The following is a 20,585-nucleotide window of genomic DNA, read 5'->3' as shown; positions in this document are numbered from 1 at the left end:
ACGAGGAGCGAGCCGCGGTCACCCGCGGCTCAAGCTCACTTCTTCTTACCGGCGATCGGCTTAGCCTTGCCCTTGCGGGTGCGCGCATTGGTATGCGTGCGCTGGCCACGAACCGGCAGGCCCTTGCGATGGCGCAGGCCGCGATAGCAAGCGAGATCCATCAGGCGCTTGATGTTCATCGCAACCTGGCGACGCAGATCGCCTTCGACGGTGTAGTCAGCGTCGATCGCCTCACGGATGTGGAGCACTTCCTGATCGGTCAGGTCCTGCACACGCGCCGTCATCGGGATGTTCAGCTTGGTGACGATTTCCTTGGCCTTGGTGTTGCCAATGCCATGAATGTAGGTGAGCGCAATAACGACGCGCTTGTTGGTCGGGATGTTGACCCCGGCGATACGTGCCATGAACTTTTTCTCCTGCTCCACGGGGCTGCATGGCTGCAGACCCCATCTCGACGCGTTGAATACCGTAACGCACGACACCGGCGCACGCAAACAGCGCCGCCGGAGACCGGTGTTTCGGAATAGAGGCTCGGTAAGCCCCGACTCGGGTGCTGTCAAGCGAGCGCTGTAGTGTCGACGAGCAGATCGGGGATGGTCGCGGACGGCACCGGAGCGCCCCATGCAAACTCGTCGCGCTGCGCGTAGGTTTCGTTTTCCGGGCCCGCCATTCGGATAATCTTTCGAGCGACGACATCGACGACCCAATATTCGGGTACACCCGTCCGCGCATACAGGCGGGCCTTTCGTCCGAGGTCGAACTGCAGCGAACTGCTCGACACTTCGACCGCAAGCCGGACCGAGTCGCGCGAGACGAAGCGATCGTCTTCGACCGTTGCTACGACGACATCCGGCTCGGGCAGGCTGTGATCGTCGAGGTGCGTCGAGACGGGTGCATAAGCCGTGAGGTTGGCTTTCAACTTTCGCACACCGAGGCTGATGGCAATCAAGATCTCGGCCTGCGCTTTGGCGTGCGGGCGATGAACCGCGTTCATGACGAAGATCTCACCATCGATGAGCTGCACGCGTCCGACATTTTCGAAAGCCCCCGCCTCGTCCAAGATCAGAAATTCATCGACGGTGATCAGATGACGAACAGGATCGCCATCCTCCACGGAAGCATCGGCGGCTCGAATGGCTTGCTCGGCACCCATGGCCTTTCTTACCAAAAACCGCCCGTTATCACAACGTCACCGGCACGACGATTGCTGCGACCAGCCCCGGCGCATTGTCCCCCAGCGCGATCCGCCCGTCGTGCAACCGCGCGACCGCCTCGACCAGCGCCATCCCCAACCCCGCCCCCGGCAAACTGCGCGCACTGTCGAGCCGACCGAACCGACGCAGCGCTTGCGCGCGGTCAGCCTCGGCGATGCCGGGCCCGCGATCCTCGACCTGGAAGCGCGCCTCGCCCCCCGCGATCGCCAGCCGCAAGGTGATCGCCCCGCCCGCCCCGGCGTGGCGCAGCGCATTGTCGATAAGATTGGCGAGCGCTTGCGTCATCAATTCGCGGTGCAGCACGATACGCGGCGCGCCGGTCTCGATCACTGCCTCGAAGCGCATCCCGGCATCCTCGACGACCGGCGCATACAGTTCGGCGATTTCTTCCATCAATGCGGCGGGATCGATCGGCGCGAGCCGGTCGCGCGGCACCGATTCGGCGCGCGTGATCTCGATCATCGTCGACAGCATCCGCATCACGAGGTCGGTCTCGATCAGCAGCCCGCCCATCGCTGCCTCGCGCTGCGCGGGATCGGCCTGCAACACCGCCGCCTCGGCCTTTGCGCGCAGCCGCGCGAGCGGCGAGCGGAGATCGTGCGCGAGCCCGTCGGTGACGATCCGCAATTCGGTCATCAGCCGTTCGGTCTTGTCGAGCATCGCGTTGAGCCGCAGCGCGAGCCGGTCGAACGCGTCCCCGCCACTCGCCGCATTGGGGACGCGGCGCGACAGATCGCCCTCGGCGACCCCCTCGATCACGTCGGTGACGCGATTGAGCCGCTGCCCGACATAACGCGTGACGACGAGACCGCCCCCGACCCCCAGCGCGAGCGACAGCAGCGTCGCGGCGGCCAGCGCGCGTTCGATGCCGCGCTGTTCGGCCTCCCAATCGTCGAGCAGATGCCCGCTGACCAGCCGATTGGGCCCGATCTGGCGCACGGCGTAGCCGGCCTCGCGTTCGGACCACGGCATCGAATCGCCGACTTGCCCAATATGGAAACCGATCGAAGGCGCCCGCCCGACATGCCCGATCGCGGGACCGACCTGCGCCAGCCGACGGCCGTCGGCGGCGACGACCATCACGATCCTGGTCGGATCGCTCGGCGCCTGCGCATCCTCGATCGCGCGGACGAGCGCCGGCAGGCCGCCCGTGCGATACACCGCGACCAGCGCATCCGATTCCTCGATCGTGTCGCGCCGCACCGCGTCGATCGCGTCGTCATGGACGAGCTTCCACACGAACCCGACGAGCACGAGGTTCGAGATCAGCGCCAACCCGATCGCGAGCAGCGCGATCCGCGCGGTGACCGAAAGCCGGATCAAGGCTCGGTCGACAACCGATACCCCGCGCCGCGCACGGTATGCAGGATCGGTGCGCTAAAGCCTTCCTCGAGCTTTCGCCGCAACCGCCCGATATGGACGTCGACGACGTTCGATCCCGGGTCGAAATGATAGTTCCAGATCTTCTCGAGCATCATCGTGCGCGTCACCACCTGCCCGGCGTGGCGCGCGAGATATTCGAGCAAGTTGAACTCGCGCGCGCCAAGCGCAATCGTTCGCCCCTGCCGGACGACGCTGCGCGCGAGCAGGTCGATCTCGAGGTCCCCAACCGACAGCTTGGTCGGCTGCCCCTCGGTGCCGCTGCGGTCGACGCGCCGGAAGATCGCGTCGATCCGCGCGGTCAGCTCGGCGAACGAGAAGGGTTTGACCAGATAATCGTCGGCGCCGGCGTTCAGCCCATCGATACGGTCATCGACGGTGCCGAGCGCAGAGAGGATCAAGGCGGGGGTCGCGACGCCTGCGGCGCGGATCGCGCCGAGCATCGCCAGCCCGTTGAGGCCGGGCAGCATGCGATCCGCCACGATCAGGTCGAAAATGCCTTCGCTCGCCAGGAACAGCCCGTCGCGACCATCGCCGCAGGTCTGCAAGACATAGCCCGCCTCCCCCAGCCCCTTGGCGAGATAGGCGGCGGTCGAGGCATCGTCTTCGACGATCAGGATTTTACGCGACATAGGTGGCATTCCGGGCGGTTTCCTCGTGCCTAGAATGAAATGAGGCTGGCGGAAAGCAAGCCTTCCGCCAGCCAACGACACTCCCGGGAGTGCGAGTGCCGATCTCGTCAAATCTTCCCGCCGCATGCACTCGGCGATGCACACCGTATGGCGCCGCGCGGCTGCCACGGCGGTGACGGCGAGGTGACGAAATCGTCATTTGGAATGAATCGGGGACCGAAGCGGTCGCCGCGGTCAGGCGGCGTCGAGGATCGCTTCGATCGCTTGCGTCACGGCACCGATTTCGCCCATGCCATCGACGCGCGCGAGCAGGCCGCGTGCTTGGTAGATCGGGATGATCGGCTCGGTCTTGGCGCGATATTCGGCCATGCGCGTGCGAACGGTGTCTTCATTGTCGTCGGGACGACGCTTGAAGTCGTGGCTGCCGCAGACGTCGCAAGTCTCGGCGACCTTGGGCTGCTTGAAATGGTCGTGATAACCCGCACCGCACACCGCACAGGTGTACCGGCCGACGATCCGCGCAACGAGCTTGTCCTCGTTGACCTCGAGCTCGATCACCTTGTCGAGCGAGCGGCCCCGGCCTTCGAGGATCGTATCGAGCTGTTCGGCCTGCGCCGCGGTCCGCGGATAGCCGTCGAAGATCACGCCCTGCGAAGGGTCAAGCGAAGCCAGCTTCTCGTCGATAATCCCCGAGACGATCGCATCGGACACGAGCTCGCCCGCTTCCATCACGGCCTTTGCCTGCAAGCCTACCGGGCTGCCCGACTTGACCGCCGCGCGCAGCATGTCACCGGTCGAGAGCTGGATCATCCCGCGCGTCGCCTCGAGATGGCTCGCCTGGGTGCCCTTGCCCGCGCCCGGAGGCCCCAACAGAATGATATTCACGCTACAATCCCCTCTTCGACCCGCTCTTCGGCGGCGTCGCGCTCAGCGCAGACGCCCGCCCTTCAGCTTCGCCTTCTTGATCAGATCGCCATATTGATGCGCAAGCAAATGGCTCTGGATCTGCGTCACCGTATCCATCGTTACGTTGACCACGATCAGGAGGCTAGTGCCACCCAGGTAGAACGGGATCGCCAGCGCCGACACGAGATATTCGGGCAACAGGCAGATGATCGCGAGATAGCCGGCCCCGATCACGGTGATCCGCGTCAGCACATAGTCGAAATAATTCTCGGTGTTCTTGCCGGGACGGATACCGGGGATGAACCCGCCATGCCGCTTGAGATTGTCGGCGGTCTCTTCCGGATTGAACACCACGGCGGTGTAGAAGAACGAGAAGAACACGATGCCGGCACCGTACAGCAGCATGTACACCAGGCTGCCGTGCTGGAGATACTGGTTGAGCGTGATGACCAGGTCACCATACCAGGTTTCCTTGGCGCCAGCGGTCTGCTTGCCCGCGAGCTGCATCACCGTCAGCGGCATCAGCAGCAGCGACGAGGCGAAGATCGGCGGAATCACGCCCGCGGTGTTGATCTTGAGCGGCAGATGGCTGCGGTCCGACTGCATGCCACGCTGCGTCTGGCGCTTGGGGTACTGGATCAGGATGCGGCGCTGCGCGCGCTCCATGAAGCAGATGAACAGGATCAGGCCCGCGACGGCGACCGCGATCGCGATGATCGTGAAGCCGTTGAGGTTACCCGCGCGGCCGCCCTGCGCGAGATTGTATAGCGTGGTGGGCAGGTTGGCGACGATGCCCGCCATGATGATCAGCGACATCCCGTTGCCGATCCCGCGCGCGGTGATCTGCTCGCCGATCCACATCAGGAACATCGTGCCGCCGACCAGGCTAACGATCGAGCCGACGATGAACATCGGGCCGGGATCAACCACCACGCCCTGGCTCTGGAAGCCGAGCGTGAGGAAATACCCCTGGATGATCGTCAGCGCGACGGTGCCGTAGCGCGTGTACTGGTTGAGCTTCTTGCGCCCGCTCTCGCCTTCCTTCTTGATCGCGGCAAGCGTCGGCGACAGCGAGGTCGCGAGCTGCACCACGATCGAAGCGGTGATGTAGGGGGTGACGCCCAAAGCGATCAGGCTGGCGCGCTTGAGCGAGCCGCCCGAGAAGGCGTTGAAGAAATCGAGCACGCCGCCGCTGGTGCGATTCGCGAGCTCGGTCAGTGCGGTCGGGTCGATCCCCGGCAGCGGCACGTAGCTTAGCAGGCGGAACACGATCAGCGCGCCGATGGTGAACCACAGCCGCTTCTTGAGGTCGGTCGCCTGTGCGAATTTCGACAGGCTGATGCTGGAAGCCATCTGGTCGGCTGCGGATGCCATGCTGCGTATCGTCCCGGTAACTCAGGTGTCAGGAAACAAAAAACGGCGGAAAGCGTTACCGCCCCCCGCCGCTCATATAGGGGCCCGTACGGGCTTGTCTAACCTTGCGGTTATATTTCCCGTTGCCGGCGGCCCTCCCCGCCCGTCACCCCCGCGAAAGCTGGGGCCCCGCCTCTTCTTCTAACGTCGCCAGAAGGAGAAGCGGGATTCCCGCTTTCGCGGGAATGACGGGGGTCGGTGTCAGCCTGGGAAATTCAGGCCCGAAACGTTCAGGCCTTGAACGATTCCTTGTGCGCCTTGCGCTCGCGATACTTGACGCCCTTCTTGGCGGCAGCCTTTTCAGCTGCGGGCACGACGTGGATCACGTCGACCTTGCCGCCGAGCTTCTCGACCGCTTCGATCGCGCCCTTCGACGCGCCGGCAACGGTGAAGCTGAGCACAGCCGTCATCTCGCCCTTGGCGAGCAGACGGACGCCGTCCTTGCCGCCACGCGCCAGGCCAACGGCCTTGAGCGCGTCATGGTCGAGCGTCGCGCCGGCTTCGATCTTGCCTGCGTCGACCGCAGCCTGGATCGCACCGAGGTTCACCTCGGCATAGTCCTTGGCGAAGATGTTGTTGAAGCCGCGCTTAGGCAGACGCATGTGGAGCGGCATCTGGCCGCCCTCGAAGCCTGCGATCGAGACGCCTTCACGGCTCTTCTGGCCCTTCTGGCCACGACCGGCAGTCTTGCCCTTGCCCGAACCGATACCACGGCCGACACGCATCTTGGATTTACGCGCGCCCTGATTGTCGCGGATTTCATTGAGTTTCATGAGTGCACTCGCTTTCGCTTTTGTCGCGCTGATAAAATGGAGAAGGGGGCCGTTAGCCCCCTGCCTCGCGTTTGTCTATATCCGACTAGCCCCAATACCCTCACCCGCTTGCGGGAGAGGCAACGGAGACTTGGTCCGCCTACTTCAGGCGGGCCTAGTCGCAGTCGGTGAGGGCCTTCTTTTTCTGCTCGCGTAGAACCGACGAAGAAGGCCCTCACACAACCCTCTCCCGCGAAGGCGGGAGAGGGCTTCAGATCTCGGCTTACGCCTCGATCTTCACCATGTGCGCGACCTTGCGGATCATGCCCCGGACTTCGGGGGTATCCTCGAGCTCGCGCGTCTTGTGCATCTTGTTGAGGCCGAGGCCGATCAGCGTTGCGCGCTGGTCGGCTTCGCGGCGGATCGGCGAACCGGTCTGCGTGATCTTGATGGTTGCCATGTCGCTTACTCCACAACCGCGGCCGCATCGGCCTCGGCAGTCTCGGATCCACCACGGCCCAGCAGGTCGGCAATCTTCTTGCCGCGACGCTGTGCAACCGACTTCGGCGAAACCTGCGAGGTCAGCGCCTCGAAAGTTGCCCGGATCATGTTGTAGGGGTTCGACGTGCCGACCGACTTGGTCACGACGTCGGCGACGCCGAGCGATTCGAACACGGCGCGCATCGGACCACCAGCGATGATGCCCGTACCGGCAGGTGCCGAGCGCAGCGTCACGAGACCGGCACCGAAGTGACCGTTGCCGTCATGATGCAGCGTGCGGCCTTCCTTGAGCGGAACGCGGACCATTGCCTTCTTGGCAGCAGCCGTCGCCTTCGAGATGGCTTCCGGCACTTCGCGCGCCTTGCCATGACCGAAGCCGACCCGGCCCTTGCCGTCGCCGACGACGACGAGTGCTGCAAAGCCGAAGCGCTTGCCGCCCTTGACCGTCTTCGAGACGCGGTTGATGTGAACAAGCTTCTCGATCAGCTCTTCGCCGCCATCGTCGGCGCCAGGGCCGCCACGACCGCGATTGTCGCGACCGCCACGGTTGTCACGGCCGCCACGGTTCGCACCGCCGCCAGGACCACGACCGCCGCCAGGGCCGCCACGGTTGCCACCAGGACCACCACGACCACGGGGCGCTTCCTGCTGCGGAACCGGTGCGCCGTCGGGCGACGCTGCGATTTCGTTTGGAATGTTGTCGTCAGCCATAATTAGAACTCCAATCCGGCTTCACGCGCGGCAGTCGCCAGCGCCTTGACCCGGCCGTGGAACAGGAAGCCACCGCGGTCGAACACGACCTGCGTCACGCCAGCAGCCTTGCAGGCTTCGGCGATGCGCGTGCCGACACCGGTCGCTGCGTCGAGGTTGGCGCCGGACGTGTCGCGCACGTCCTTTTCCAGCGTCGAAGCGGCAGCGATCGTCACGCCCTTGGCGTCGTCGATGATCTGCGCATAGATGTGGCGGCCCGAGCGGTGGATCGACAGCCGCGGACGGCCCGAGCCCCGTGCACGAAGCGCGGTGCGGTTGCGGCGGCGCCGCTTCTCGAAGAGAGACATACCCTTGGTCGACATTACTTCTTCTTCCCTTCCTTGCGGAAGATGAACTCGCCGTCGTACTTGATGCCCTTGCCCTTGTAAGGCTCGGGCTTGCGCCAACGACGGATTTCAGCTGCCAGCTGGCCGACCTTCTGCTTGTCCGAACCCGAGATCTCGATCGTCGTGTTGTCGGGGGTCTTGACTTCGATCCCCTCCGGCACGTCGATGTTGACGTCGTGGCTGTAGCCGAGCTTGAGGTTCAGGTTCTTGCCCTGCGCCGCAGCACGATAGCCAACGCCGTTGATCAGCAGCTTCTTGGTGAAGCCGTCCGACACGCCGGTGATCAGGTTCTGCACGAGGGTACGCTGCATGCCCCAGAACGCGCGAGCGCGCTTGGTCTCGTTTGCGGGGTTGACCGAAACGCCACCCTCTTCGAGCACATAGCTGATCTCTTCGCGCAGCGGCATCGCGAGGGTCCCCTTGGGGCCCTTCACGGTGAGCTGCTGGCCTTCGATCGTCGCGGTCACGCCGCTGGGGATCGCGACCGGCTTTTTACCGATGCGGCTCATATCAGAACACCTCCGCGAGGACTTCGCCGCCGACATTCTGTTCGCGCGCTTCGGCGTCGGACAGAACGCCGCGAGGCGTCGAGACGATGGTGATGCCGAGGCCGTTCATGACGCGCGGCAGTTCGGTCGAAGCCGAATAGACGCGACGGCCAGGCTTCGAAACGCGAGCAACGTGCTTGATCGCAGGCTGGCCCTCGAAATACTTCAGCTCGATGCGGATGCCGGCCGCAGGGCCCATCTGCTCTTCGCTATAGCCACGGATGTAGCCTTCGCGCTGGAGAACGTCGAGAACGCGGGCCCGCAGCTTGGAGCCCGGCGTCAGGACGGAGTCCTTGCGCGCGCGCTGGCCGTTGCGGATGCGGGTGAGCATATCACCCAGGGGATCGGTCAATGCCATCTGTTGATCCTTACCAGCTCGACTTCGTAACGCCCGGGATCAGGCCCTTGTTGGCCAGATCGCGCAGCTGAATACGGCAGAGGCGGAACTTGCGATAATAAGCGCGCGGACGACCCGTCAGCTCGCAGCGGTTGCGGATGCGCGTCGGGTTCCCGTTGCGGGGAATCTCGGCCATCTTCAGACGGGCTTCGATCCGCTCGCCGTCGCTGAGCGAATTGTCGCCGGCGATTGCCTTGAGCGCCGCGTACTTAGGGGCGTACTTCTTGACGAGCATCTTGCGACGCTCGTTCTTGTTGACAGAACTTACCTTCGCCATCTTATGCCGCCTTCTTTTCGGTCGCGTCTTCAGTGACTTCCGGCGGGAACGGGAAGCCGAACAGGCGAAGCAGCTCGCGCGCTTCGTCGTCGGTCCGTGCCGTGGTCGTGACGATCACGTCCATGCCGCGAATCTTGTCGATCCGGTCGTAGCTGATTTCCGGGAACACCAGCTGCTCCTTCAGGCCGCAGGCATAGTTGCCGCGTCCGTCGAACGACTTGGGGTTGAGCCCGCGGAAATCGCGAACGCGCGGAAGCGCGATCGTGATGAAACGGTCGAGGAATTCGTACATGCGCTCACGGCGAAGGGTAACCTTCACGCCGATCGGCATGCCTTCGCGCAGCTTGAACTGCGCGATCGACTTCTTGGCCTTGGTCACGACGGGCTTCTGGCCGGCGATCAGCTCCATTTCCTGGGCTGCCTGATCGACCTTCTTCTTGTCCTGCGTCGCTTCGCCAACGCCCATGTTCAGGACGATCTTGTCGATGCGCGGAACTTCCATCGCGTTCTTGTAGCCGAACTTCTCGGTCATCGCAGCGACGATCTTGTCGTCGTACATGCCCTTCATCCGGGGCTTGGTTGCAGCATCAGCCACTGATCTTCTCCCCGGTCTTGACCGCAACGCGGACCTTCTTGCCGTCCTGGGTCTCGAAGCGAACGCGCGTCGGCTTGCCGTCGGCGGTCACATGCGCAACCTTGGAAATGTGCATCGGCGCTTCCGAACGCTTCAGGCCACCCTCGGGGTCGCCCTGGCTCGGCTTGGTGTGGCGCACGGCGACGTTGACGCCGGCGACAACGACCTTGCCGTCCTTCGGCATGGCCATCGTGACTTCGCCGGTCTTGCCCTTGTCGCGGCCCGACCGGACGATGACGCGATCGCCCTTCTTGATCTTAGCGGCGGCCATTTTACAGCACCTCCGGTGCGAGCGAGATGATCTTCATGTGCTTCTTGCCGCGGAGCTCGCGCACCACTGGGCCAAAGATACGCGTGCCGATCGGCTCTTCGTTCTTGTTGACCAGCACGGCTGCGTTCGAATCGAAGCGGATCACGGTGCCATCGGCCCGGCGAATGTCCTTCGCCGTACGCACGATGACGGCACGGTGCACGTCGCCCTTCTTCACGCGGCCACGGGGGGCAGCTTCCTTGACGCTGACGACGATGATGTCGCCCACGCCTGCAACACGACGCTTGGAACCCCCAAGCACCTTGATGCACATAACCCGCTTCGCGCCGCTGTTGTCAGCGACCTCGAGATTGGATTGCATCTGGATCATTGGATCCGCTTCCTTCTCATTCCAGGCACCGATTCCGACCGGTGCCGCCTAAACTCAGTCGTCACCCCAATACCGGAGTAGCACGACTATTGCCTGACCCTTTCCATGCGGCCCCGGCTTTCACCGGGGGACCGCGACGGAGGTGTCAGGCGTCGACGTCGACCCGCTCAGGCGTCGCGTGGGTGTTAACCCGATCGATCACCTTCCAGGTCTTCAGCTTGGAGATCGGTGCGGTCTCTTCGATCCGCACGGTTTCGCCCTGCTTGAACTCATTGCCCTCATCGTGAGCATGATACTTCTTCGTACGACGGATGATCTTGCCGTAGAGCGCGTGCTTGACCTTGCGCTCCACGTTCACGACCACCGTCTTGTCGCCCTTGTCGGAGACGATCAGCCCCGTCAGCACGCGCTTTGGCATGTCTAAATCCTTACTTTGCCGCAGCGTCGCGCGAACGCGTCGACTGCAGGGTCTTGATGCGAGCGATGTCGCGACGGACTTCCTTCACCCGGCTCGACTTTTCGAGCTGGTTGGTCGCCGCCTGGAAACGGAGGTTGAACGCCTCACGCTTCAGGTTGCCGAGCTCTTCGCCCAGCTGGTCTTCGGTCTTGGCGACCAGGTCGGAACGACGCGTGTCGAGCTTTGCCATCTTATGCAACTCCCAGATGCGAGGTGTCGCCGAGACGGGCAACGACCTTCACCTTGATCGGCAGCTTCATCGCTGCGCGGCTGAACGCCATAGCGGCGATGTCACCCGGAACGCCATCGAGTTCGAACAGGATGCGGCCCGGCTTTACGCGAGCTGCCCAATATTCCGGCGAACCCTTGCCCTTACCCATGCGGACTTCGGCAGGCTTGCCCGAGACGGGAAGATCCGGGAAAACGCGGATCCACAAACGCCCCTGGCGCTTGATGTGACGCGTGATCGCGCGGCGAGCCGCCTCGATCTGGCGAGCGGTGATCCGGTCCGGCTCCATCGCCTTCAGCCCGTACGAGCCGAAGTTGAGGGTCGTGCCGGACTTGGCGTCGCCATGGATGCGGCCCTTGAAGGCCTTGCGAAACTTGGTCTTTTTCGGTTGCAGCATGATCTATTCCTTAGCGGCGCGGATCAGGCCGGACGCCGGAAGTCTGTGCTTCCATCATCAGCCGGTCGGTCGCCATCGGGTCATGACCCAGGATTTCGCCCTTGAAGATCCAGACCTTCACGCCGCACACGCCGTAGGCGGTGTGTGCAGTCGCTTCGGCATAATCGACGTTGGCGCGCAGCGTGTGGAGCGGAACGCGACCTTCGCGATACCATTCCGAACGCGCGATTTCAGCACCGCCGAGACGGCCACCGCAGTTGATCCGGATGCCCTCTGCGCCGAGACGCATCGCCGACTGGACCGCACGCTTCATGGCGCGGCGGAAAGCGATACGACGCTCGAGCTGATCGGCAATGCCCTGTGCGACGAGCTTCGAATCGACTTCTGGCTTGCGGATTTCGACGATGTTGAGGCTCACGTCGGACGTGGTCATCTTGCCGAGCAGGCGGCGCAGCTTTTCAATGTCTGCGCCCTTCTTGCCGATGATCACGCCGGGGCGTGCTGCGAAGATCGAGACGCGGCACAGCTTGGCCGGACGGTCGATCACCACCTTGGAGATCGCTGCCTGCGGCAGCGTCTTCATGATGAACGCACGCATCTTGAGATCTTCGAGCAGAAGACGACCGTAATCGGCGCCCTCGGCATACCAGCGGCTGTCCCAGGTGCGGTTGATCTGCAGGCGCAGACCGATGGGGTTCGATTTCTGACCCATTACGCTTCTTCTTCCATTTCGCGAACGACGATGCGCAGGCGGCTGAAGGGCTTGAGGATGCGGGTCGACTTGCCGCGGCCGCGCGTGGCGAACCGCTTCATGACGATCGACTTGCCGACCGAGGCTTCCGAGACGACGAGCGAGTCGACGTCGAGGTTATGGTTGTTCTCGGCGTTGGCGATGGCCGAGGCCAGCACCTTGCGCGCTTCGATCGCCATGCCCTTGGTCGAGAATTGCAGGATGTTCATCGCCTGGCCAACCGGCTTGTTGCGAATGAGCGCTGCAACGAGACCCAGCTTCTGCGCCGAACCACGGATCTGCGTGCCGACCGAGAGGGCTTCCTTCTCGCCGACCTTGCGGGGGGATTTCGCCTTAGACATTAGCGCTTGCCCTTCTTGTCCGCGGCGTGGCCGGGGAAGTATCGGGTGGGCGCGAACTCGCCGAGCTTCATGCCCACCATGTCCTCGTTGACCGAGACCGGCACGAACTTGCGGCCGTTATAGACGCTGAACGTAAGGCCCACGAACTGCGGCAGGATCGTCGAGCGACGCGACCAGGTCTTGATCGCACCGCGCGCATTGGTTTCCTGCGCGGTTTCTGCCTTCTTGAGCAGGTGGAGGTCCACAAAGGGACCCTTCCAGACTGAGCGAGCCATCTTAGCCCTTCCTCTTCGTCGAATGACGCGAACGGATGATCATCTTATCCGTCGACTTATTGTGACGGGTGCGCGCACCCTTGGTCGGCTTGCCCCATGGCGTAACCGGATGACGGCCACCCGAGGTACGGCCTTCACCACCGCCGTGCGGATGGTCGACCGGGTTCTTGGCGACACCACGCGTCAGCGGGCGGATGCCCAACCAGCGGCTGCGGCCTGCCTTGGCGAGGTTGGTGTTGCCGTTGTCGGGGTTCGACACGGCGCCGACCGTGGCCATGCAGTTCGCATGGAGGTAGCGCTGCTCGCCCGAGTTGAGGCGGACCATGACCATGCCCTTGTCGCGACCGACGACCTGCACATACGTGCCTGCCGAACGTGCGATCTGACCGCCCTTGCCCGGCTTCATCTCGACGTTGTGGACGATCGTGCCGACCGGCATCTGGCCCAGCTCCATCGCGTTGCCCGGCTTCACGTCGGTCTTCTTGTCCGCGATGACCTTGTCACCGACGGCCAAGCGCTGCGGCGCGATGATGTAGGCCACGTTTTCCTTGCCATCGGCGGTCTGACCATAATTGATCAGCGCGATGAACGCGGTGCGGTTGGGATCATATTCGATCCGCTCGACCACGCCATCGACGCCCCAGTTACGGCGCTTGAAGTCGATGATGCGGTAGCGCTGCTTGTGACCGCCGGCGATGCCGCGCGACGTGATGTGGCCCTTGTTGTTACGGCCACCGGTCTTGCGCTTGCCTTCGGTCAGCGCCTTGACGGGGCCGCCCTTGTGCAGTGCCGAACGGTCGACGAGGATGAGTCCGCGGCGTGCCGGGCTCGTCGGGTTATAATGCTTCAGTGCCATCGGATCAGATCCCCGTCGTCACGTCGATGGACTGGCCGTCCTTCAACGTCACGATCGCCTTCTTGATGTCGGAGCGGGTGTAGGGCGCGCCCTTCCACTTCTTGGTCTTGCCCTTCTGGACGATCGTGTTGACCCCCAGAACGGTCACGTCGAACAGCGCTTCCACTGCAGCCTTGATCTGCGGCTTGGTCGCGTCGTTGGTGACCTTGAACACGACGGCGTTATGCTCGGAGAGCAAGGTCGCCTTCTCGGTGATGTGCGGAGCAACGATCACGTCGTAATGACGTGCGTCGATCCCGGTTTTTGGCTTAGCCATTGAAGCGCGCCTCCAGCATTTCGACGGCAGCGCGGGTCAGGACCAGCGTGTCGTGCTTCAGGATATCGTACACATTGGCGCCAGCCGCCGGCATCACGTTGATCGTGTGCAGGTTGCCCGCAGCCAGTGCGAAGCTCGTGTCGACCATGTCGCCGTCGATGACGAGCGCGGTCTTGCCGGTGCCGAGCTTGGCCCAATCCGCGATCAGCGTCTTGGTCTTGTTCTCGGCAACGCCAAGGCTGTCCATGACGACCAGCGTACCGGCCTGTGCATGCGTCGACAGCGCCATCTTAAGACCGAGCGCGCGGATCTTCTTGTTCAGGCCGGGGTTGAAGTCGCGGGTCCGCTGACCGTGCGCCTTACCACCACCGACGAAGATCGGAGCGCGGCGATCGCCGTGACGTGCCGTACCGCCGCCCTTCTGGCGACCGAACTTCTTGCCGGTACGCGCAACGTCGGAACGCTCACGCGTGCCGCTTGCGGTCGCACGGCGCTTCTCGAGCTGCCAGGTGACGACGCGGTGCAGGATGTCGGCGCGCGGATCGAGACCGAAGACCTCGTCGTTGAGCTCGACTTCCGTGCCGGCTGCGCCGTCGAAAGACTGAGATGTAACCTTCATGATCAGCCCTCCTGGCCGTCGGTCGCGTCCACGGTCGCGACGTCAGCAGGCGTCTCGGCGGGAGCGGTGTCGTTGGTGTTGGCAACCTGGCGGAGGCCGGCGGGGTACGGCGCATCGGCGTGACGCGCGACCTTGACCGAATCCTTGACCAGCAACCAGCCGCCCTTCGAGCCAGGGACCGAACCCTTGACGAAGATGAGGCCACGCTCGACGTCGGTCGAGACGATTTCGAGGTTCTGCTGGGTGCGGTTCTTGTCGCCCATGTGCCCGGCCATCTTCTTGTTCTTGAAGACCTTGCCCGGATCCTGGCGCTGACCGGTCGAACCGAGCGAACGGTGCGAGACCGAAACGCCGTGGGTCGCGCGCAGACCGCCGAAGCCCCAACGCTTCATGCCGCCCTGGAAGCCCTTACCCTGGGTCACGCCCTGGATATCGACGATCTGGCCGGAAACATAATGATCGGCAGAGATGGTCGCGCCGACTTCGAGCACGGCATCATCGCTCACGCGGAATTCCGCCAGCTTCGCCTTGGGCTCGACTTCGGCCTTGCCGAAGTGGCCACGCTGCGGCTTGGCGACATTCTTTGCTTTTGCGGTACCTGCGCCCAGCTGGACTGCAACATACCCATCTCGATCGGCCTCGCGAACGGCCACAACTTGAAGATTTTCCAGCGCCAGAACGGTCACGGGCACGTGGCGCCCGTCGTCCTGGAACCAGCGGGTCATCCCCATCTTTTTCGCGATCACGCCAGTGCGCATGATCAATGCTCCATTCAATGCAGAGGCACCCCTCGGACCATTCCGAAGGGTGCGTACTCAGCCCAAACTCATTTTATACTGCGGCCCCGACCCGGGCTGGTGCTCCCCGCGTTGGCGGTGGAGCGTGTCGGGGGACGCAGACCCGGATAAATCCGGCGGTATCCCATCTATCTGGCGCCACCCGAAGGTGTCACCGAATCTCGTGGAGGCGCGCTATTACGCGAGCTTGATCTCGACGTCAACGCCTGCGGCGAGGTCGAGCTTCATCAGCGCGTCGACCGTCTGCGGGGTCGGCTGAACGATGTCGAGCATGCGCTTGTAGGTACGGACCTCGAACTGCTCGCGCGACTTTTTGTCGATGTGCGGGCCGCGGTTGACCGTGAACTTCTCGATGCGCGTCGGCAACGGAATGGGGCCACGGATGAGCGCGCCGGTGCGGCGGGCAGTGTCGGCGATGTCGCCGGTAGCCTGGTCGAGCACGCGATGATCGAATGCCTTCAGACGAATGCGGATATTGCTGTCCATAGTCCCTACCGATGCGAAAGAGCGGGGCAACTCACCCATTCGTCATCCCGGCATCTCGCGCCGGGGATGACGGCTGAATGGCCGCCTCTACTGATTAAAACCAAAACTGGAGGCGGGCCACTACAGGGCCCTTCCATAAAAAGCAACAGCCCGCGCCTCTCATCGAGGCGCGGGCTGCACTTTTTTCTATTGCTAGAAAATTTAGGCCGAAATGCCCGAGACGATGCCCGAACCAACGGTACGGCCGCCTTCGCGGATCGTGAAGCGCTGGCCGACGTCCATGGCGATCGGTGCGATCAGCTTGACGCCGAGCGCGATGTTGTCACCAGGCATGACCATTTCGGTGCCCTCAGGCAGCTCGACGGTGCCGGTGACGTCGGTCGTGCGGAAGTAGAACTGCGGGCGGTAGTTGGCGAAGAACGGCGTGTGACGGCCACCCTCGTCCTTCGACAGCACGTAGACTTCCGACGAGAACGCCGTGTGCGGCTTGATCGAGCCGGGCTTGCAGAGGACCTGGCCACGCTCGACTTCTTCACGACCAACGCCGCGGATCAGCGCGCCGATGTTGTCGCCAGCCTGACCCGAGTCGAGCAGCTTGCGGAACATTTCGACGCCCGTGACCGTGGTCTTGCGCGTGTCGTTGATGCCGACGATCTCGACTTCCTCGCCAACCTTGACGATGCCGGTCTCGACGCGGCCGGTGACGACCGTACCACGACCCGAGATCGAGAACACGTCCTCGATCGGCATCATGAACGGCTTGTCGAGCGGACGCTCGGGCTGCGGCAGGTACGTGTCGACAGCTTCCATCAGCTTGAGGACGGCGTCATGGCCGATCTCAGGCGTGGTGTCGTTGAGGGCTGCAACAGCCGAACCGCGGATGACGGGGATGTTGTCGCCGTCGAAATCGTACTTCGAGAGAAGCTCGCGGATTTCCATCTCGACCAGCTCGAGGATTTCCTCGTCGTCGACGAGATCGACCTTGTTCATGAACACGACCATCGTCGGCACGCCGACCTGGCGTGCGAGCAGGATGTGCTCGCGGGTCTGCGGCATTGGGCCGTCGGTCGCCGAAACGACGAGGATCGCGCCGTCCATCTGTGCCGCGCCGGTGATCATGTTCTTCACATAATCGGCGTGACCCGGGCAATCGACGTGCGCGTAGTGACGTGCCAGCGTCTCATACTCGACGTGTGCGGTCGAGATGGTGATGCCGCGCTCGCGCTCTTCGGGAGCCTTGTCGATGTTGGCATAGCTGGTGAACGTGGCGCCACCGGTCTCGGCGAGCACCTTGGTGATCGCAGCCGTGAGCGACGTCTTGCCATGATCGACATGGCCGATCGTGCCGATGTTGAGATGCGGCTTGTTCCGCTCGAACTTTGCTTTCGCCATGATTTCCTACCTTATTGATTCGCTCGCGGCCTTCAGAGCTCCACGCGAACGCGGGCCCATAGCGACCTATTTCGGGATACGCTAGCCCTAGCGCCCAACCGGGCGCCAGGGCTTGCAATTACGCCAGCTTTGCCTTGACCTCGTCCGCGACGTTGGCCGGGACTTCTTCGTAATGCGAGAACTGCATCGAGTAGTTCGCGCGGCCCTGGGTGAACGAGCGGAGCGCGTTCACATAGCCGAACATGTTCGCCAGCGGGACCATCGCGTCCACCGACTGCGCGTTGCCGCGCGTATCGGTGCCCTGGATCTGGCCACGACGGCTGTTCATGTCGCCGATGACGTCGCCCAGATAATCTTCCGGGGTCACGACTTCGACCTTCATGATCGGCTCGAGCAGCTTGATGCCGGCCTTCTGCGCGACTTCACGCATCGCGCCACGCGCACAGATTTCGAACGCCAGCGCCGACGAGTCGACGTCATGGTAGGCGCCGTCATAGACGAGGATCTCGAAATCGATGATCGGGAAGCCGACCAGCGAGCCCGTAGCCGCCGTCTCGCGGAAGCCCTTCTCGATCGCCGGGATATATTCCTTCGGAATATTACCGCCCTTGATCTCGTCCTTGAAGACGATGCCCGAACCGCGCTCGCCCGGCGTGACCTTGACCTTCACGCGACCGAACTGGCCGGTACCACCCGACTGCTTCTTGTGCGTGTAGTCGACGTCGACCGGCTTGCCGAGATATTCGCGGTAAGCAACCTGCGGCGCGCCGACGTTTGCCTCGACCTTGAACTCGCGCTTCATGCGGTCGACCAGGATCTCGAGATGGAGCTCGCCCATGCCCTTGATGATGGTCTGGCCCGACTCGGCGTCCGACGAAACGCGGAACGACGGATCTTCGCGTGCGAGACGATTGAGCGCGACGCCCATCTTCTCCTGGTCGGCCTTGGTCTTGGGCTCGACCGAGAGCTCGATCACCGGCTCGGGGAATTCCATCCGCTCGAGGATGATCGGAGCGTTCATCGCGCAGAGCGTGTCGCCCGTCGTCGTGTCCTTGAGGCCTGCCAGAGCGACGATGTCGCCGGCATAGGCCACCTGGATGTCCTCGCGCTCGTTCGCATGCATCAGCAGCATGCGACCGACCTTTTCCTTCTTGTCCTTGACCGAGTTCGTGACCTGCGACGCGGTCTCGAGCTTGCCCGAGTAGATGCGCGCGAAGGTCAGCGTACCCACGAACGGATCGTTCATGATCTTGAACGCGAGCGCCGAGAACGGCGCTTCATCCGACGAAGGACGCTCGTCGACGGTCGTGCCGTCGAGCTTGAGGCCCTGGATGGCCGGGACGTCGAGCGGCGAAGGCAGATAGTCGACGACGGCGTCGAGCAAGGGCTGAACGCCCTTGTTCTTGAACGCCGAACCGCAAACGACCGGCACGAACGAGAAGTTGAGCGTGCCCTTGCGGATCAGCTTCTTCAGGTCGGCGGTCGACGGCTCGTTGCCCTCGAGATAAGCCTCCATCAGCGCGTCGTCCTGCTCGACAGCCATTTCGATCAGGTCGCTGCGATACTTGGCGGCCTTCTCGACGAGATCCTCGGGGATCTCGGCATATTCGAACTTCGCGCCGAGGCTCTCTTCGAGCCAGATGATCGCACGGTCCTCGACGAGGTCGACGAGGCCCTTGAAGCCGCCTTCCATGCCGATCGGGAGATACAGCACGGCCGGACGCGCACCGAGGCGATCGATGATCGACTGGACGCAGAAATAGAAGTCGGCGCCGGTGCGGTCGAGCTTGTTGACGAAGCACATCCGCGGCACTTTGTACTTTTCAGCCTGGCGCCACACGGTCTCGGACTGCGGCTCAACGCCGGCAACGCCGTCGAAGCACGCAACCGCGCCATCGAGCACGCGGAGCGAACGCTCGACTTCGATCGTGAAGTCGACGTGGCCCGGGGTGTCGATGATGTTGATCAGGTGCTCTTCGCCCTTGCCTTCGCTGGCGCGCCACTTGCAGGTCGTCGCAGCCGACGTGATCGTGATCCCGCGCTCCTGCTCCTGCTCCATCCAATCCATCGTCGCGGTGCCTTCATGCACTTCGCCGATCTTGTAGGACTTGCCGGTGTAATAGAGGATACGCTCGGTCGTCGTCGTCTTGCCGGCGTCGATGTGCGCCATGATGCCGATGTTGCGATAGCGTTCGAGCGGATGGCTGCGGGCCATGTCAGTGCTTCCTTAGCGATGTGGGGAGCCGGATGGTCCGGCTCCCCACGATATAGGTTACGATTGCAGCGAGCGCTAGCTTACCAGCGGTAGTGCGAGAACGCGCGGTTGGCCTCGGCCATGCGGTGCGTGTCTTCGCGCTTCTTGACCGCGTTGCCGCGGTTGTTGGCGGCGTCCATCAGCTCACCCGAGAGGCGGGCCGACATGGTGTTCTCGCTGCGCGCACGGGCAGCCGAGATCAACCAGCGAATCGCCAGAGCCTGGGCGCGCTCGGGGCGCACTTCGACCGGGACCTGATAGGTCGCACCACCGACACGGCGGCTGCGGACTTCGATGCCGGGCTTCACGTTGGTGAGCGCGTCATGGAACACCGCGACGGGATCCTTCTTCGCACGGGCTTCGACGGTTTCCATCGCGCCGTACACGATCAGTTCTGCGACCGACTTCTTACCGTCGAGCATAACCGAGTTCATGAACTTCGAGAGGACCTCATCACCGTACTTAGGATCGGGGAGGATGATACGCTTTTCTGGGCGACGACGACGTGCCATTTCAATTTCCTTCTAAACTTCAGCCATTCGATGATCGGCTATCGAGCCGACCGGCTTACTTCGGACGCTTGGCGCCGTACTTGGAACGCGACTGGCGACGATCCTTGACACCCTGTGTATCGAGGACACCGCGCAGGACATGGTAGCGCACGCCGGGAAGATCGCGAACGCGACCGCCGCGGATCAGCACGACCGAGTGCTCCTGCAGGTTGTGACCCTCACCCGGGATGTAGCTGATGACTTCGCGCTGGTTGGTCAGGCGAACCTTGGCCACCTTGCGCAGAGCCGAGTTCGGCTTCTTCGGGGTCGTCGTGTAGACGCGGGTGCAAACGCCGCGCTTCTGCGGGTTCTGCTCCATTGCAGGGACCTTGGACTTGGCCTTCTGCGGATCGCGGCCCTTGCGGACCAGCTGGTTGATTGTCGGCATTGAATCTCTTCACCTTGACTGTTGGTTACTTTGCTGGAGCCTTGACGCCCCCCCAGAACAATTCGGGGAATACAAAAAGGGCCG

Annotated in this window: 31 protein-coding genes; all 31 read right to left on the bottom strand. The window is 63.2% G+C overall.

The genetic code is table 11. The features are described from left to right. Positions 1–35: 35 nt before the first annotated feature. The gene (gene rpsM, locus ABIB28_RS05045; protein ID WP_010185518.1) at positions 36–404 is read right to left on the bottom strand and encodes a 30S ribosomal protein S13; all 369 of its coding nucleotides are present in this window, start codon (positions 402–404) and stop codon (positions 36–38) included. Between the two features lie 152 nt (positions 405–556). Further along, entirely contained in the window at positions 557–1,153 is a 597-nt protein-coding gene (locus ABIB28_RS05040; protein WP_354286810.1) for a Uma2 family endonuclease, read from the bottom strand. Between the two features lie 28 nt (positions 1,154–1,181). Further along, entirely contained in the window at positions 1,182–2,537 is a 1,356-nt protein-coding gene (locus ABIB28_RS05035) for a sensor histidine kinase (RefSeq protein WP_354286808.1), read from the bottom strand. After that, entirely contained in the window at positions 2,534–3,226 is a 693-nt protein-coding gene (locus ABIB28_RS05030) for a response regulator transcription factor (RefSeq protein ID WP_354286806.1), read from the bottom strand. Before ABIB28_RS05030 ends, ABIB28_RS05035 begins: the two co-directional genes overlap by 4 nt. Positions 3,227–3,460: 234 nt before the next feature. Further along, complete coding sequence (locus tag ABIB28_RS05025) at positions 3,461–4,111, bottom strand: adenylate kinase (RefSeq protein WP_354286804.1); 651 nt, start codon at positions 4,109–4,111, stop codon at positions 3,461–3,463. Positions 4,112–4,153: 42 nt separating this feature from the next. Next, positions 4,154–5,506, bottom strand: coding sequence for a preprotein translocase subunit SecY (secY, locus tag ABIB28_RS05020; RefSeq protein WP_133189623.1), 1,353 nt, complete (start codon positions 5,504–5,506; stop codon positions 4,154–4,156). 269 nt (positions 5,507–5,775) lie between these two features. Further along, entirely contained in the window at positions 5,776–6,318 is a 543-nt protein-coding gene (rplO, locus tag ABIB28_RS05015; RefSeq protein ID WP_189675330.1) for a 50S ribosomal protein L15, read from the bottom strand. A gap of 262 nt (positions 6,319–6,580) precedes the next feature. Beyond that, positions 6,581–6,757 carry a 50S ribosomal protein L30 gene (gene rpmD / locus ABIB28_RS05010; RefSeq protein ID WP_010164564.1) on the bottom strand — a complete coding sequence of 59 codons (177 nt, stop codon included), beginning with the start codon at positions 6,755–6,757 and terminating at the stop codon, positions 6,581–6,583. 5 nt (positions 6,758–6,762) lie between these two features. Continuing rightward, positions 6,763–7,509, bottom strand: coding sequence for a 30S ribosomal protein S5 (rpsE, locus tag ABIB28_RS05005; protein WP_133189625.1), 747 nt, complete (start codon positions 7,507–7,509; stop codon positions 6,763–6,765). 2 nt (positions 7,510–7,511) lie between these two features. Beyond that, entirely contained in the window at positions 7,512–7,871 is a 360-nt protein-coding gene (gene rplR / locus ABIB28_RS05000; RefSeq protein WP_010185509.1) for a 50S ribosomal protein L18, read from the bottom strand. Beyond that, entirely contained in the window at positions 7,871–8,404 is a 534-nt protein-coding gene (gene rplF, locus ABIB28_RS04995) for a 50S ribosomal protein L6 (protein WP_010185508.1), read from the bottom strand. The genes rplR and rplF overlap by 1 nt, the downstream gene beginning before the upstream one ends. A 1-nt stretch (position 8,405) precedes the next feature. After that, a complete protein-coding gene (gene rpsH, locus ABIB28_RS04990; protein WP_010185507.1) occupies positions 8,406–8,801 on the bottom strand; it encodes a 30S ribosomal protein S8 in 396 nt (131 codons plus the stop codon). Between the two features lie 10 nt (positions 8,802–8,811). Further along, the gene (gene rpsN / locus ABIB28_RS04985; protein WP_010185506.1) at positions 8,812–9,117 is read right to left on the bottom strand and encodes a 30S ribosomal protein S14; all 306 of its coding nucleotides are present in this window, start codon (positions 9,115–9,117) and stop codon (positions 8,812–8,814) included. A 1-nt stretch (position 9,118) separates the two neighbouring features. After that, a complete protein-coding gene (gene rplE / locus ABIB28_RS04980) occupies positions 9,119–9,712 on the bottom strand; it encodes a 50S ribosomal protein L5 (RefSeq protein ID WP_029625217.1) in 594 nt (197 codons plus the stop codon). Then, complete coding sequence (rplX, locus tag ABIB28_RS04975; RefSeq protein WP_354286799.1) at positions 9,705–10,022, bottom strand: 50S ribosomal protein L24; 318 nt, start codon at positions 10,020–10,022, stop codon at positions 9,705–9,707. The genes rplE and rplX overlap by 8 nt, the downstream gene beginning before the upstream one ends. A 1-nt stretch (position 10,023) precedes the next feature. Further along, the gene (gene rplN / locus ABIB28_RS04970; RefSeq protein WP_010164574.1) at positions 10,024–10,392 is read right to left on the bottom strand and encodes a 50S ribosomal protein L14; all 369 of its coding nucleotides are present in this window, start codon (positions 10,390–10,392) and stop codon (positions 10,024–10,026) included. 145 nt (positions 10,393–10,537) lie between these two features. Further along, positions 10,538–10,810 (bottom strand): 30S ribosomal protein S17, encoded by a 273-nt coding sequence (gene rpsQ, locus ABIB28_RS04965; RefSeq protein ID WP_010185503.1) that lies wholly within the window; start codon positions 10,808–10,810, stop codon positions 10,538–10,540. Positions 10,811–10,820: 10 nt separating this feature from the next. Further along, on the bottom strand, positions 10,821–11,039 hold the full coding sequence (gene rpmC / locus ABIB28_RS04960; protein ID WP_133189629.1) for a 50S ribosomal protein L29: 219 nt from the start codon (positions 11,037–11,039) through the stop codon (positions 10,821–10,823). Between the two features lies 1 nt (position 11,040). Further along, positions 11,041–11,475 (bottom strand): 50S ribosomal protein L16, encoded by a 435-nt coding sequence (gene rplP, locus ABIB28_RS04955; RefSeq protein WP_010185500.1) that lies wholly within the window; start codon positions 11,473–11,475, stop codon positions 11,041–11,043. Between the two features lie 10 nt (positions 11,476–11,485). Beyond that, complete coding sequence (gene rpsC / locus ABIB28_RS04950; protein WP_010185499.1) at positions 11,486–12,187, bottom strand: 30S ribosomal protein S3; 702 nt, start codon at positions 12,185–12,187, stop codon at positions 11,486–11,488. Next, complete coding sequence (gene rplV, locus ABIB28_RS04945; protein ID WP_010185498.1) at positions 12,187–12,567, bottom strand: 50S ribosomal protein L22; 381 nt, start codon at positions 12,565–12,567, stop codon at positions 12,187–12,189. The genes rpsC and rplV overlap by 1 nt, the downstream gene beginning before the upstream one ends. Then, complete coding sequence (gene rpsS / locus ABIB28_RS04940; RefSeq protein ID WP_010164582.1) at positions 12,567–12,842, bottom strand: 30S ribosomal protein S19; 276 nt, start codon at positions 12,840–12,842, stop codon at positions 12,567–12,569. Before rpsS ends, rplV begins: the two co-directional genes overlap by 1 nt. Position 12,843: 1 nt before the next feature. Continuing rightward, positions 12,844–13,698, bottom strand: coding sequence for a 50S ribosomal protein L2 (gene rplB / locus ABIB28_RS04935; RefSeq protein WP_133189631.1), 855 nt, complete (start codon positions 13,696–13,698; stop codon positions 12,844–12,846). Positions 13,699–13,702: 4 nt separating this feature from the next. After that, positions 13,703–14,014 carry a 50S ribosomal protein L23 gene (locus ABIB28_RS04930; protein ID WP_010185496.1) on the bottom strand — a complete coding sequence of 104 codons (312 nt, stop codon included), beginning with the start codon at positions 14,012–14,014 and terminating at the stop codon, positions 13,703–13,705. Continuing rightward, positions 14,007–14,633 carry a 50S ribosomal protein L4 gene (rplD, locus tag ABIB28_RS04925; RefSeq protein ID WP_133189635.1) on the bottom strand — a complete coding sequence of 209 codons (627 nt, stop codon included), beginning with the start codon at positions 14,631–14,633 and terminating at the stop codon, positions 14,007–14,009. Before rplD ends, ABIB28_RS04930 begins: the two co-directional genes overlap by 8 nt. Before the next feature lie 2 nt (positions 14,634–14,635). Next, the gene (gene rplC / locus ABIB28_RS04920) at positions 14,636–15,391 is read right to left on the bottom strand and encodes a 50S ribosomal protein L3 (protein ID WP_010185494.1); all 756 of its coding nucleotides are present in this window, start codon (positions 15,389–15,391) and stop codon (positions 14,636–14,638) included. A 216-nt stretch (positions 15,392–15,607) separates the two neighbouring features. Next, positions 15,608–15,916: a 30S ribosomal protein S10 gene (rpsJ, locus tag ABIB28_RS04915; RefSeq protein WP_007406109.1), complete on the bottom strand. Its 309-nt coding sequence runs from the start codon at positions 15,914–15,916 to the stop codon at positions 15,608–15,610. 201 nt (positions 15,917–16,117) lie between these two features. Next, the gene (gene tuf / locus ABIB28_RS04910; protein ID WP_010185493.1) at positions 16,118–17,308 is read right to left on the bottom strand and encodes an elongation factor Tu; all 1,191 of its coding nucleotides are present in this window, start codon (positions 17,306–17,308) and stop codon (positions 16,118–16,120) included. Positions 17,309–17,426: 118 nt separating this feature from the next. Continuing rightward, on the bottom strand, positions 17,427–19,523 hold the full coding sequence (fusA, locus tag ABIB28_RS04905; RefSeq protein ID WP_354286793.1) for an elongation factor G: 2,097 nt from the start codon (positions 19,521–19,523) through the stop codon (positions 17,427–17,429). An 80-nt stretch (positions 19,524–19,603) separates the two neighbouring features. Further along, the gene (rpsG, locus tag ABIB28_RS04900) at positions 19,604–20,074 is read right to left on the bottom strand and encodes a 30S ribosomal protein S7 (RefSeq protein ID WP_133189639.1); all 471 of its coding nucleotides are present in this window, start codon (positions 20,072–20,074) and stop codon (positions 19,604–19,606) included. 55 nt (positions 20,075–20,129) lie between these two features. Further along, entirely contained in the window at positions 20,130–20,501 is a 372-nt protein-coding gene (gene rpsL, locus ABIB28_RS04895) for a 30S ribosomal protein S12 (protein WP_019516007.1), read from the bottom strand. Positions 20,502–20,585: the final 84 nt, after the last annotated feature.

The sequence above is a fragment of the Sphingomonas sp. UYEF23 genome (genome assembly GCF_040546165.1).
GTDB lineage: Bacteria > Pseudomonadota > Alphaproteobacteria > Sphingomonadales > Sphingomonadaceae > Sphingomonas > Sphingomonas glacialis.
The sequence above is the reverse complement of the archived record's forward strand: the minus strand, read 5'-3'. Positions and strand labels throughout refer to the sequence as shown.